Genomic DNA, 13,566 nt, shown 5'->3' with positions numbered 1-13,566 from the left:
CCGGGGTTGAGTGGTTGGAAGCGATGCTCGAGTGCTGCTGGCCAGTGACCCGGGCACGGATCTGGCCGCAGAGCGCAAGACGTGGCTGGTCATGCCCGGCACGACACGGCCCGATCGGTGGGGCAGCCCGGTTGGTCGGGCAGTGCGAGTCGGTGGGGAGGGCGGAAGCGGGCTGGCGATCTCACAGGGCCACAGTGTGTGCCCCGGTGTCATCCCGACCCGAAATGCGGACGTCCAGCGGTTGTTTTGCCTACGGTGGAAAAATGGTGGTATAGATCATCAATTCTCAGGAGGCCCGATGGATTCCCAGCTGGAGAACGTTTACCAGAACGTTTTACGACGCAACCCCGGAGAGGCTGAGTTCCACCAGGCCGTCTTCGAGGTCTTCGAGTCGCTTGGCCCTGTGCTTCGCAAGAACCCGCAGTACGTCGAGGGGGCAGTGCTCTCACGCATCTGTGAACCGGAACGGCAGATCATCTTCCGAGTCCCTTGGGTGGACGATTCGGGTCGGGTTCGTATCAATCGCGGTTTCCGCGTGGAGTACTCCTCGGTGCTCGGCCCGTACAAGGGTGGTCTGAGGTTCCGGGAGTCGGTGAACCTAGGAATCATCAAGTTCCTCGGATTCGAGCAGATCTTCAAGAACTCCCTCACCGGACTTCCCATCGGCGGCGCGAAGGGCGGTTCGGACTTCGATCCGCACCAGGCCTCCGAGGGTGAGATCATGAGGTTCTGCCAGTCGTTCATGACCGAGCTGTACCGTCACGTCGGCGAGTGCACCGACGTTCCCGCCGGCGACATCGGTGTGGGCATGCGTGAGATCGGCTACCTGTTCGGTCAGTACAAGCGCATCACCAATCGCCACGAGTCCGGTGTGCTCACCGGCAAGGGCCTCACCTGGGGCGGTTCCCTGGTGCGTACCGAGGCCACCGGCTACGGCGTGGTGTTCTTCACCCAGAGAATGTTGCAGCAGGCTGGCAAGGATCTTGACGGCATGCGGGTCACCGTCTCCGGATCGGGAAATGTCGCCATCCATGCTGTGGAGAAGGCGCAGGCCCTCGGCGCCACCGTCGTGGCCTGCTCGGACTCCAGCGGTTATGTCATTGACGAGAAGGGTGTTGACGTCGCCCTGCTCAAGCAGGTCAAGGAAGTGGAGCGGGCACGCATCAGCGAGTACGCGGCACGTCGCGATGGCGCCACCTTCCACACCTCTGGATCCATCTGGGACGTGCCGGTGGACATCGCCCTGCCCTGTGCCACCCAGAACGAGCTCGACGGGGATGCAGCTGCGACCCTCATCCGCAATGGTGTGATCGCCGTCGCCGAGGGGGCGAACATGCCGTCCACCCCCGAGGCGGCGCGAGCCTTCCAGAAGGCCTCGGTGCTGTTCGCACCGGGCAAGGCGGCCAATGCCGGTGGTGTGGCGACCTCGGCCCTGGAGATGCAGCAGAACGCCGCTCGGGACTCGTGGAGCTTCGAGGACACCGAGGCTCGACTGCAGCAGATCATGGACGACATCCACGACAACTGCATCCAGACGGCTGATCTCTACGGGCATCCGGGGGACTACGTCGTGGGTGCCAACATCGCCGGTTTCATCAAGGTGGCGGACGCCGTCATCGCCCAGGGCATCGTCTGATCGACGAGGGGCGAGGAGCGCCGTATGGGCTACTTCCCGCCCGGCTGGTGTTGGTCTGGTGACGATTCATGGAAAACTGGATGGGTGAAGAAGGTCATCATCCTGGGGCCAACCGGATCGATCGGCACCCAGACACTCGACGTCATCAGTTCGCGTACCGATCAGTTCCGGGTGGTTGGTCTGGCAGCCGGTGGCTCCCAGTTGGAGTTGCTGGCCCGGCAGACGGTGGACTTTCACGTCCCCGTCGTCGCCCTGCCACGTGAGGAACTGGCTGAGGAGTTCCGTGCCGCGTTGCACCGTCATGCCAACAGCTGCGGTGTCAGACTCCATGAGGTGGAGGTGCTGGCCGGCCCGGGGGCGTCCGCCGAACTTGCCGGCCGTCCGGCCGACACCGTCTGCAATGCCATCACCGGCGCTGCCGGCCTACTCGCGACGATGGCCACCCTCGAGGCAGGGACCACCCTGGCCCTGGCCAACAAGGAGTCCTTGGTCATCGGCGGACGGCTCGTCACCCAGGCGGCCGCACCGGGACAGATGGTTGCCGTCGACTCCGAGCACTCGGCCTTCGCCCAGTGCCTGCGTGGTGGACGGCGCAGCGAGGTGCGTCGTCTCATCCTCACTGCCTCTGGCGGACCGTTCCGTGGGCGTACCCGTGCCGAGTTGGCCCACGTCACCGCTGCCGATGCCCTCAAGCACCCCACCTGGAACATGGGACGGGTCATCACCATCAACTCCGCAACCTTGGTGAACAAGGGGCTGGAGTTGCTCGAGGCCGCCCTGCTCTACGACGTCGACCTCGACGACATCACCGTGGTGGTCCATCCGCAGTCGGTGGTGCACTCCATGGTCGAGTTCTGCGACGGAGCGACGATTGCCCAGGCCTCCCCGCCGGACATGCGGCTGCCCATCGCCCTGGGACTCACCTGGCCGAATCGTCTCCCAGACGCCGCCGCCGGCTGCGACTGGTCCCAGGCCGCCTCATGGACCTTTGAACCACTGGATTCCGAGACCTTCGGCGCGGTGGAGCTGGCCCGACGGGCCGGCAAGGCCGCCGGGACGGCACCAGCCGTCTTCAATGCCGCCAACGAGTCCTGCGTCGACGCCTTCTGCCGTGGCGAGATCGGGTTCACCGACATCACCGACATCATCACCGAGGCGGTCGACGAGCACCTTGCCCAGGGCCACGTCGACGATGCCCATGTGAGTCTCGACGACGTCCTGGCTGCCGACACGTGGGGTCGCGAACGTGCCGCAGAACTCTGCGTGCAGCACAGGACCCACTCGTGAACGTCCTCGTCTCGATCCTGGGCGGAGTCGTCTTCTTCGGTCTCATCATCGTCTCAGTGCTGCTGCACGAGGCGGGCCACTTCATCCCGGCGAAACTGTTCGGGATGAAGGCCACCGAGTTCTTCGCCGGTTTCGGGCCGACCATCTGGTCGACGCGGCGGGGTGAGACCACCTACGGTTTCAAGTGGCTGCCGTTCGGGGGCTACACTAGGATCATCGGCATGTACCCGGTCGACGTCACCCATCGGCGCAGCACGTGGTTGACGAGGGTTGCCGACCAGGCCCGGCAGGCCGAGAGCGAGGAGATCACCCCGCAGGACCGCGGACGTCTGTTCTGTGACAAACCGGTGTGGCAGCGCCTGGTCGTCATGAGCGGGGGAATCCTCACCAATCTACTGCTGGCGTTCCTGTTGTTCTGGGGTGTGTTCGGCATCGCCGGACGTCCCGCTCAGACGACGAATGTGGCGGCAGTCAACGAGTGCGTGCTGAGCACCAGCGACCCGTCGCGGTCGTGCACCGCGAATGATCCCGAGACGCCGGCCCACCGGATGGGTCTGCAGCCAGGTGACGAGGTCGTCTCGTTCAACGGTGTCGAGGTGACGTCGTGGGAACAGCTCTCCGATCTCATCCGGGCCAACACCGACCAGCCGGCCACCCTCGTCATCGTCCGGGACGGCCAGCGACGTACCCTGCCCACCGTCAACACCGTCACCAACACCGTGCGCGACCGTTTGGACCCGACCCGCACCGTCGAGGCCGGGTTCATGGGATTCATGCCGCAGGCCGTCGTCGTGCACTCCGGGCCGGGCGACACCGTCTCCGAGATGTGGCAGATGTCCAAGCAGTCCCTGCTCGCGCTGGTACGTCTGCCGGTACTCACGTGGAACGTCGCCTCCGACGTCGTCACCGGGAAGGCACGGGATGTCAACAGCCCGATGAGCATCGTCGGGGCCTCCGTGGTGGCAGGTGACGTTGCTGCCAACGACCAGCTCACGACGGGGGACAAGGTGGCGTTCGGGGCGAGCCTGCTGGGTGGTCTCAACCTCTTCCTGTTCTGGCTCAACGTCATCCCGCTGCCCCCGATGGACGGTGGACACATTGCCGGGGCGATCTACGAGTGGATCAAGCGCGGTGTCTTCCGGGTGCTGGGCAGGCCCGATCCCGGTCCAGCCGACACCGCCATGATGCTTCCGGTGGCGTGGGTGATCGGCGGAGCACTGTTGGTCATGGGCATCATCCTCATCATTGCCGACCTCGTCAGCCCGGTACGGCTGTTCTGAGGTGGCGTCGTTCGTCCGGTCGTGCTCCGGAACGCGTGCGGTTGCGGATCCACTGCGTGACGTTTCGGGGTCCTTCGGGTGTATGACAGGTGAAAGGCCGGTAATCATTGGATGGACTGGCATGTGAAGGGGCAAAGTGTGCTGTGGCCGCGCCTCTGCGGCTGAAAAGCTCTACCCCTGGAGTACCCGATGATGAACACCTCTGGCCGTATGCGCCGGGTGCTGACCGGTATCGCCGCGGTGACGACCTCGGCCCTCGCATGTGCCGGTCTGCTCGTGCCAAGTGCCAATGCCGGCCCAGCTCCCCACCCACTCATCAATGAGGTCTACGGTGGCGGTGGCAACAGTGGAGCCACCCTCACCCACGACTTCGTCGAGCTCGTCAATCCCACCTCCGAGACGATCTCGCTGGACGGGTACGTCGTGGAGTACTACGGAGCCACCGGCAATCGCGGAAACAGGTGCACGTTGAGCGGGTCGGTCGGTCCCGGCGGTCACTTCCTCGTCCAGCAGGCCAAGGGAGCCGGTGGTACCCAGGCACTGCCCACCCCGGATGCCACCTGCGGTGCCAACATGAGTGGCACCAAGGGATCGGTGCAGCTGGTCGGCCCGGACGGCACGGTCGTCGACCTCGTCGGCTACGGTGCCGCCGCCAAGGCCGAGGGAAAACCGACCAAGGCACTGTCGAACACCACCTCGGCCCAGCGGGGTGGCCTCGAGGACACCGACGACAACTCCGCGGACTTCGTCATCGGCACTCCCAGCCCGATGAACTCCGCCAGCACACCGGCTCCCAGCACGCCAGGCACTCCTGACCAGACGGCCAGCCCCACTCCGAGCGGTTCTGCGACCCCCACTGCCTCCGAGACCCCGACTGGCCAGACGAGCATCGCCGACATCCAGGGCACCACCGACACCAGCCCGATGGTCGGCAAGGTCGTGACCACCACGGGCGTCGTCACCGCCGTCTACCCCAAGGGCGGGTTCAATGGCCTCTACATCCAGACTCCCGGCTCTGGTGGTGTGGCCAAGACCCCGACCGATGCCTCCGACGGCATCTTCGTCCACTCCGCCAAGGCCGCCAGCGCCTACACCGCAGGTCAGTGCGTCGTCGTCTCCGGTGAGGTCTCGGAGTTCAACGGTCTCACCGAGATCAATGGGACGAGCGTCACCGAGACCAAGGGCTGTGCCGACGTCAAGCCGGTGAAACTCGCAACCCTGCCGCGCACCGATGCGCAGCGTGAGGCGTATGAGTCCATGCTCGTGGAACCACAGGGCACCTACACCATCTCTAACAATTACCAGCTCAACCAGTTCGGCACCGTTGGCCTCGCCTTCGGCACCGAGCCGCTGTACCAAGGTACCGAGGTGGCCCGTCCCGGTGAGGATGCCAAGAAGGTCGAGGACGAGAACCGTGCCCGATCCATCAATCTGGACGACGGTGCGAGCTGGAACTATCAGACCAACGACGAGGCCAAGAACTCCCCGCTGCCGTACCTGTCCCAGGACACACCGATGCGTACCGGCTCCCACGTGGGCTTCACCAGACCGGTGATCATGGACTACCGGTTCGGGTGGAACTTCCAGCCCACTGGCATGGTCTCGGGCGCCCAGTCGCCCCACAGTCCGATCACCACCACCAACGATCGTCCGGCCAAGGCCCCGAGTTTCGACTCCGATCTCAAGCTCGCCAGCTTCAACGTGCTCAACTACTTCACCGACCTGGGCAAGGACGAGGACGGCTGCAAGGCCTACACGGATCGCACCGGCACGCCGGTCACCGCCAATTTCTGCACGGTGCGTGGCGCCTACACCCGAGAGGCATTCCACGACCAGCAGGCCAAGATCGTCACGGCCATCAACGGTTTGGACGCCGACGTCGTCGCGCTCATGGAGGTGGAGAACTCCGCGTCCATCACCTACCTGCCCGGTCAGCCTCGTGACAAGGCCCTGGCCCATCTGGTGGACGAACTCAACAAGGCTGCTGGTTCCCAGGTCTGGGGATACGTCGCCTCGCCGACCGTCGTGCCGCCCCATGAGGACGTCATCCGTACCGCGTTCATCTACCGACTCGACTCGGTGCGCCCGGAGGGACCATCGCTCATCCTCATGGATGATGCCTACGCCAATGCCCGTCAGCCACTGGCCCAGAAGTTCGTGGCCAAGGACGTCAGGGGCTCCTTCGTCGCCGTCGCCAATCACTTCAAGTCGAAGGGTTCCGGGGAGGACGACGGCACCGGTCAGGGCAAGTCGAACCCCTCACGTACTGTCCAGGCCCAGGCACTGATCGACTGGAGCGCCAAGGAGTTCGCCGGCGAGCCGGTGTTCCTGCTCGGTGACTTCAACGCCTACGGCATGGAGGATCCGGTCATGAAGATCAAGGACGCCGGCTACACCGAGGTCGTCGAGCAGCTCGCTCCTGGCGCGTCGACCTTCCAGTACGGTGGACGGCTGGGTTCCCTGGACCACATCTTCGCCAACGCGGCGGCCATGAGGATGGTCAGTGGTGCCGGGGTGTGGGACATCAATGCCGACGAGTCCATCGCCATGCAGTACTCCCGTCGCAACTACAATGTGACGGATTTCCACACGAGCGGACCATGGGCTGCCTCCGACCACGATCCCGCCCTGGTGGGGATCACGTTCCCGGGCGCGTCGACCCCGCAGCCCAGTGAAACCTCGTCCGTCGAGCCGAGCGCGTCGGTGTCGACACCGCCCAGTGGTGAGCCGTCTGTTTCGCCCACTGCGTCGCCTGCCACGCCGAGTGGCGCTGTGAGTGACGAGCCCAGTGCTGCTGCGAGTGTGACGCCTGGTACCCCGGCTCCGTCGCTGACTCCGGTTCCGTCACTGCCTGGTGGGACGCCCGGCACTCCGAGCGCCACACCGGCGGGGGCTTCGGCATCCGCACATGGAACCGGTACTGACGACGTGTCGGGGGATGCCGCTCAGGCTGCCGTCGTACCTGGAGGGTCTGCCGATCTACCGGCCCTGCCGGCCACCGGCATCTGATGGCGTCATCATCTGATCACGCCATCGGCTGATTCGTCGCGGAGCCGCTCCTGCCACTCGTGGTGGGGGCGGCTCTGGTGCTCCAGACGTGTTGCGCCTGCGGGTTACCATGAGTTCGGCATCTGATACCACCACGGCTGCACGCCACGGCGACAGACCATCACGGGGCCCACGCTTCGGCTCCCAACGCCTGGGTCTGCACCACTGCCGTGGAGAAGGTACTAGGCTCGCCATGTTGGATCGCACCCGCTTGCGAGGAGAACGTCATGACCGTCAATCTGGGCATGCCCACGCCCCCCATCCCGACCTTGGCACCGCGTCGCAAGACCCGCCAGATCAAAGTCGGTGACGTGCTGGTCGGTGGTGACGCTCCCATCAGTGTGCAGTCCATGACGACGACCAAGACGCACGATGTCGGGGCCACCCTGCAGCAGATCGCTGCCCTCACCGCCGCTGGTTGCGACATCGTACGGGTGGCCTGCCCGACCGACAAGGACGCAGCAGCCCTGCCTGCCATCGTGGCGAAGTCACCGATCCCGGTCATCGCAGACATTCACTTCCAGCCCAAGTACGTCTTTGCCGCCATCGAAGCCGGTTGCGGGGCAGTGCGCGTCAACCCCGGCAACATTCGCAAGTTCGACGACCAGGTCGAGACAATCTGCCAGTCGGCCCACGAGCACGGCACCAGCCTGCGCATCGGTGTCAACGCCGGCTCCCTGGACCCGCGACTGCTCGCCAAGCACGGCTCGGCCACTGCCGAGGCCATGGTCGAGTCCGCCCTGTGGGAGGCGAGCCTCTTCGAGCAGGTTGGATTCCACGACTTCAAGATTTCGGTGAAGCACCATGATCCGGTCGTCATGATCAAGGCGTACGAGCTGCTCTCCCAGGAGTGCGACTACCCCCTGCACCTGGGTGTCACCGAGGCCGGCCCGGCGTTCCAGGGCACGATCAAGTCGGCAGTCGCCTTCGGGCACCTGCTCGCCGAGGGTATCGGCGACACCATCCGGGTCTCGCTGTCCGACGACCCTGTCGAGGAGGTCAAGGTCGGCGTCAAGATCCTCGAGTCGCTCAACCTGCGTCCCCGCGGCCTGGAGATCGTCTCGTGCCCGATGTGCGGTCGCTGCCAGGTTGACGTCCTCAAGCTCGCCAACGACGTCACCGACGCATTGGCCGATGTCGACGCTCCATTGCGCGTGGCCGTCATGGGATGCGTCGTCAATGGCATCGGGGAGGGTCGCGAGGCCGATCTGGGGGTGGCAGCCGGAAATGGCAAGGGCAAGATCTTCCAGCACGGCGAGGTCATCACCACCGTGTCTGAGGACCAGATCGTTGACACGTTGGTCTCCGAGGCCCATCGCATGGCGGCAGAGCTCGACGAGGGCGGCGCCCCCGAGGTGACGGTTTCCTGAGGTGAGGACTCGAGTCCGTCCACTTGACGACGACGACCTCCCCGACGCCCTGGCACTGCTTGGTGCCCGCCCGGTGGAGAACCTCTTCCTCCTGGATCGAATCCAGCAAGGCGGGCTGAAACGATCGCGGCTGGGCTGCCCGGTGTACGGGGCATTTCGTCATGGCGACCTCGTCGGCCTGGTGCACGTCGGGTCCAACCTGGTTCCGGTTGCCGACGACGAGGAGGTACTCGCCGCCCTGGCAGCCCGGGTGGGGCCGTGGCGCACGTCAACGTCGATCATGGGTACCCAACGAGCCGTGCTGCCGTTCCACGAGCACCTCACCCATCTGTCGGAACGAGCATGGGGACACCCCCGTGCCAAACGCACGGACCAGCCCCTGCTCGTCATCGACTCCCCACCGGCGATCACGCCGGATCCGCGAGTTCGGGTCGTGGGATTCGAGGACTTCGAGTCGTACTTCCGTGCTGCCGTCGACATGTACACCGAGGAGGTTGGCGTCAGCCCGCTGGATCCGTCCAACGGATATCGGCGTCACATGCTCGCCATGATGCAGCGGGGGGACACCTTCGGCATTCTCGACGAGCACCGCACCGTGCGATGGAAGTCCGACGTTGCCCTGTCCTGGGGTGGGGCCTGTCAGATCCAGGGGGTGTGGCTCGATCCCACCTTGCGTGGCCAACGTCTGTCCGCCCCCGCCATGGCTGGTGTGGTTCAGCTCGCCAGGCTTCGCCACCACACCGTCACGTTGTACGTCAACGACTTCAATGTCGCTGCGCGGGGCACCTATGATGCGGTTGGTTTTCGTCGGATCGGCACGATGACGACCATCCTGTACTGAAGCGTTCTCGGCTGAGCGTCCCGCGCCGAGGGCTGCGCACCGGATGACCGGTTCGGAGGCGATAGGATCACCCCGGTTGGTGACAGTCACGCCGAAGGGCGGCGGAGGGCCGAGCACCACCGGAAAGGCAGACATGTTGACGCGCATGAGCGAGTTCTTCGTCCGAACGCTGCGGGAGGACCCGGCCGATGCCGAGGTGCCCAGCCACCGTTGGCTGGTACGGGCGGGATACATCCGTAGGACGGCACCGGGCATCTACACCTGGCTGCCGTTGGGGCTGCGGGTGCTGCGCCGGATCGAGGCCATCGCTCGTGAGGAAATGGCGGCCATCGGCTCCCAGGAGGTGCACTTCCCGGCGCTGCTGCCATCGGAGCCCTACAAGCAGACCAATCGGTGGGTCGAGTACGGCGACAACCTGTTCCGCCTCAAGGACCGCAAGGGGGCCGACCTGCTGCTCGGGCCCACCCACGAGGAAATGTTCACCCTGCTCGTCAAGGACATGTACTCCTCGTACAAGGACCTCCCACTGTCGATCTACCAGATCCAGAACAAGTACCGCGACGAGGCGCGACCACGTGCCGGAATCCTGCGTGGCCGCGAATTCGTCATGAAGGACTCCTACTCCTTCGACATCGACGACGAGGGTCTTGCCGCCTCCTACGAGAAGCATCGTGCGGCCTACATCAGGATCTTCGACCGGTTGGGATTCGACTATGCCATCGTGCGAGCCATGTCCGGTCCGATGGGTGGGTCACGCTCCGAGGAGTTCCTGGCAGTTGCCGAGAACGGTGAGGACACCTTCGTGCGCTCTCCGGGTGGGTACGCCGCCAATGTCGAGGCCGTGCGCGTCGCTGCCCCTGAGCCGCTCGACTTCTCGGACGTTCCGCAGGCGCAGGTGCGTGAGACCCCAGATGTGCCGAGCATCGATGCTCTGGTCCAGCTGTCCAACGAGCGCTATCCGCGTGAGGACCGAGCCTGGCAGGGCGACGACACCTTGAAGAACATCCTCTTCAAGGTCATCGAGCCCGACGGCACGACCCACCCGCTGGCCATCGGTCTGCCCGGGGACCGTGAGATCGACGAGAAGCGTCTCGAGGCAGCCCTGGAACCAGCTGAGGCCGTCCCGTTCACCGACGAGGACTTTGCCGCCCATCCACACCTGGTCAAGGGCTACATCGGTCCGCGGGCACTGGGGGAGACGAGTGAGTCGAAGGTGAGGTACCTCGTCGATCCGCGGGTGGTCACCGGTACGGTGTGGATCAGCGGTGCCGACGAGGCCGGACGACACGTCTACGATCTTGTTGCCGGGCGTGACTTCACCCCCGATGGCGTCATCGACGTCGCCGAGGTGCGCGAGGGTGATCCGGCTCCGGATGGCTCGGGGCCGCTCACCCTGGCCCGTGGCATCGAGATGGGCCACATCTTCATGCTCGGCCGCAAATATGCCGAATCGCTGGGGCTCAAGGTGCTTGATCAGAACGGCAAGCTCGTGACCGTGACGATGGGCTCCTATGGTGTGGGAATCTCGCGTGCCGTGGCCGCCGTGGCCGAGTACACCTGTGACGACAAGGGCCTGGCCTGGCCGCGCAGCGTCGCCCCGTTCGACGTGCACGTGCTGGCCACCGGCAAGGGTGACGACATCCGCACCGAGGCCACCCGGATCGCCACCGAGCTCTCGGAGGCCGGCCTGGAGGTGCTGTTCGACGATCGCAAGGCATCCCCGGGAGTCAAGTTCGCCGATGCGGAGATCCTCGGCATGCCGACCAGCGTCGTCGTCGGGCGTGGCCTCAAGGACGGGTTGGTCGAGATTCGTGATCGCAGGAGCTCCGAGCGTCGTGACGTGGCCGTGGCCGACGTCGTCGCCCAGGTTCTCGACGAGGTTCGGGGTTGACGCAATTCGTGGTCGGCGATGGATTCACCGACGGGGTGTTCCGGCCCCCTCGGAATTGTTTGCCAGAACGTAACCTGAACTTCAATTTCTCGATGACTCGGTGACGCCTCGGGGTCGGTCCATCTGCCTAGTATGCAGAAAAGACCGACCCCGTTCGTCAAGCTGGGTCGCGATGCCGATGGTGCCTCTCATGGGCACCGTGACGTGTCGAGTCGCTTGACGGATGCGGTTTTCCGCGTATGGAAGGACAGTCAGAGCCTTGACGAACATGCCCGAGAATCGTCCCGACACCCACCTGACCAACACCACCATCGGCCGACGTGGTTTCCTCGGCGGTGCCACCCTGGTTTCTGCTGCAGCTCTCCTGGGCACCGATGTGGTCCCCGGTCATGCCGCAGAGCGTACTCACAGCATTGCCGGCACCACCCTCGAGCAGGTTGGCCTGCCTGCGAGCAATGACGGCTACCAGCGCATTGTCGCCCACAAGGGTTTCCCGCTGCGCGTGCGTGAGGACATGATCTCGGCCAAGGGCGGACGCGACGATCGTCGTACCGCACTGGCCAGCTTCGTGCAGGTCACCGACCTGCACGTCACCGACGTCCAGTCGCCGATGCGAGTGGAGTTCATGCATCCCCTTGCCGGACCGGCATTCCGCCCCCAGGAGCCCCTCGGCCCGTTGGGCACCGCCTCCCTGGTGCGTCGCATCAACTCCCTGCCCGGTGGACCGTTCACCGGTCGCAAGTTCGACATGGTCGTGAGCACCGGTGACAACACCGACAACCACGAGACCATTGAGCTCGAGTGGTACCTCACCATTCTCTCCGGCGGCACCCTGACCGCCAACAGTGGCTCCAAGGAGCGCTGGGAGTCCGTCCAGACCTCCGGCGACAAGCTGTACTACAACCCCGAGTCCAGCATCAACGACATGTACAAGAAGGCCGGCTACCCCAAGGTGGACCGCTACTTCGAGCGCATCATGAAGCCGTTCAGCTCCCCGGGCCTCCAGATTCCGTGGTACGCCGTCTTCGGCAACCACGACGACTCGGTCCAAGGCACCCTGCCCTCCGACTGGAGCCTGTTGGAGGCCATGTACACCGGTGACCAGAAGCTCATGGGCTTCGCCGACGAGCGCGACAAGCAAGCCTTCCTCACGGCCACCAAGGGTGGTCAGAAGGTTGACCTCACCAACCGTGCCGTCTCGCTCACCCAGCACGTCACCCCGGATGCCAAGCGCCGCCCCTTCACCCCGGCGCAGTTCATCAAGGCGCACCTCGACAACGCCCCCGCCGGATCCCCAGCCCCCGGTCACGGCTTCACCCAGAACGACCTCGACGCCGTGCGCGGCTACTACACCTTCCAGATCGCTTCGGGCGTCACCGGCATTTCGATGGACTCCACGAACCGGGCTGGCTACACCAACGGTTCGCTCGACGACGTGCAGTGGAAGTGGCTCAAGCAGGTGCTGCGGGCTGGCAGCTCCACCTACTACGACGACTTCGGTGTGCGCCGTCACCACCAGGTCTCCGACCAGATGTTCATCCTGTTCAGCCACCACACCTCGTGGACGATGAACAACCTCATCCCGCCGATGGATGGCACCGGCAAGCGGCACGGTGGCAATCAGCTCGTCAACCTGCTGGGGCACTACCCGAACGTCCTGGCCTGGGTCAACGGTCACACCCACAACAACAACATCGTTGCGCACCGCAACTTCAGCGATGCGCGTCGTTGCTGGTGGGAGATCAACACCGCTTCCCACGTCGACTTCCCGCAGATGGGACGCATCCTCGAGGTCACCGACAACCACGACGGCACGATCAGTCTGTTCGCCACCCTGATCGAGTCCGATGCCCCCTACCAGGTGGACTACGACACCACCACCCCTGAGGGTCTGGCCAGCCTCTACCGTGAGTTCGCTGCCAACGACCGTCATCTGGGCGTCATCGACCACCACGGCAACCGTCGTATGGGCAAGAGCACGGATCAGAACACCGAGCTTCTGCTGGCACACCCTTGGGCCTGATCTCCTGCTCCATTTCCCGGCATTCACCCAAGTACTCGGTCAGTCACGGGGGATGCCTGACCGACCCAGAGCGCCCGTCCAAGGACATCTTGGACGGGCGCTCTGGGTCGTCATCCGAGGATTGAGGATTGTCGCGCACAACCTTTCCGGCTGGACGGATCGGACGCCGCGCCGTGCCCACCACGGCACG

Annotated in this window: 8 protein-coding genes; all 8 read left to right on the top strand. The window is 64.9% G+C overall.

The window, feature by feature from the left end; genetic code table 11:
* Nucleotides 1-298 precede the first annotated feature (298 nt).
* Complete coding sequence (gene gdhA, locus CKV91_RS07950; protein WP_065860528.1) at nt 299-1,636, top strand: NADP-specific glutamate dehydrogenase; 1,338 nt, start codon at nt 299-301, stop codon at nt 1,634-1,636.
* Nucleotides 1,637-1,720: 84 nt separating this feature from the next.
* Nucleotides 1,721-2,923, top strand: a complete 1,203-nt coding sequence (dxr, locus tag CKV91_RS07945) for a 1-deoxy-D-xylulose-5-phosphate reductoisomerase (RefSeq protein ID WP_065860529.1) — start codon at nt 1,721-1,723, stop codon at nt 2,921-2,923.
* The gene (locus CKV91_RS07940) at nt 2,920-4,203 is read left to right on the top strand and encodes a M50 family metallopeptidase (RefSeq protein ID WP_065860530.1); all 1,284 of its coding nucleotides are present in this window, start codon (nt 2,920-2,922) and stop codon (nt 4,201-4,203) included. Before dxr ends, CKV91_RS07940 begins: the two co-directional genes overlap by 4 nt.
* A gap of 189 nt (nt 4,204-4,392) precedes the next feature.
* A complete protein-coding gene (locus tag CKV91_RS07935; protein ID WP_065860531.1) occupies nt 4,393-7,212 on the top strand; it encodes an ExeM/NucH family extracellular endonuclease in 2,820 nt (939 codons plus the stop codon).
* 266 nt (nt 7,213-7,478) lie between these two features.
* Complete coding sequence (gene ispG, locus CKV91_RS07930; RefSeq protein ID WP_065860532.1) at nt 7,479-8,621, top strand: flavodoxin-dependent (E)-4-hydroxy-3-methylbut-2-enyl-diphosphate synthase; 1,143 nt, start codon at nt 7,479-7,481, stop codon at nt 8,619-8,621.
* A gap of 1 nt (nt 8,622) precedes the next feature.
* Complete coding sequence (locus CKV91_RS07925) at nt 8,623-9,462, top strand: GNAT family N-acetyltransferase (RefSeq protein WP_065860533.1); 840 nt, start codon at nt 8,623-8,625, stop codon at nt 9,460-9,462.
* Between the two features lie 145 nt (nt 9,463-9,607).
* A complete protein-coding gene (locus CKV91_RS07920) occupies nt 9,608-11,353 on the top strand; it encodes a proline--tRNA ligase (protein ID WP_036902678.1) in 1,746 nt (581 codons plus the stop codon).
* Nucleotides 11,354-11,621: 268 nt separating this feature from the next.
* The gene (locus CKV91_RS07915) at nt 11,622-13,376 is read left to right on the top strand and encodes a TIGR03767 family metallophosphoesterase (RefSeq protein ID WP_065860534.1); all 1,755 of its coding nucleotides are present in this window, start codon (nt 11,622-11,624) and stop codon (nt 13,374-13,376) included.
* The last annotated feature ends 190 nt before the right edge of the window (nt 13,377-13,566 follow it).

It is taken from the genome of Cutibacterium granulosum (genome assembly GCF_900186975.1).
Lineage (GTDB): Bacteria > Actinomycetota > Actinomycetes > Propionibacteriales > Propionibacteriaceae > Cutibacterium > Cutibacterium granulosum.
The sequence above is the reverse complement of the archived record's forward strand: the minus strand, read 5'-3'. Positions and strand labels throughout refer to the sequence as shown.

Excerpts from the sequence above, each read along its gene's own strand:
- CKV91_RS07915 (WP_065860534.1), top strand. The coding sequence starts at position 11,622 with ATGCCCGAGAATCGTCCCGACACCCACCTGACCAACACCACCATCGGC.
- gdhA (WP_065860528.1), top strand. The coding sequence starts at position 299 with ATGGATTCCCAGCTGGAGAACGTTTACCAGAACGTTTTACGACGCAAC.
- CKV91_RS07935 (WP_065860531.1), top strand. The coding sequence starts at position 4,393 with ATGATGAACACCTCTGGCCGTATGCGCCGGGTGCTGACCGGTATCGCC.
- ispG (WP_065860532.1), top strand. The coding sequence starts at position 7,479 with ATGACCGTCAATCTGGGCATGCCCACGCCCCCCATCCCGACCTTGGCA.
- CKV91_RS07920 (WP_036902678.1), top strand. The coding sequence starts at position 9,608 with ATGAGCGAGTTCTTCGTCCGAACGCTGCGGGAGGACCCGGCCGATGCC.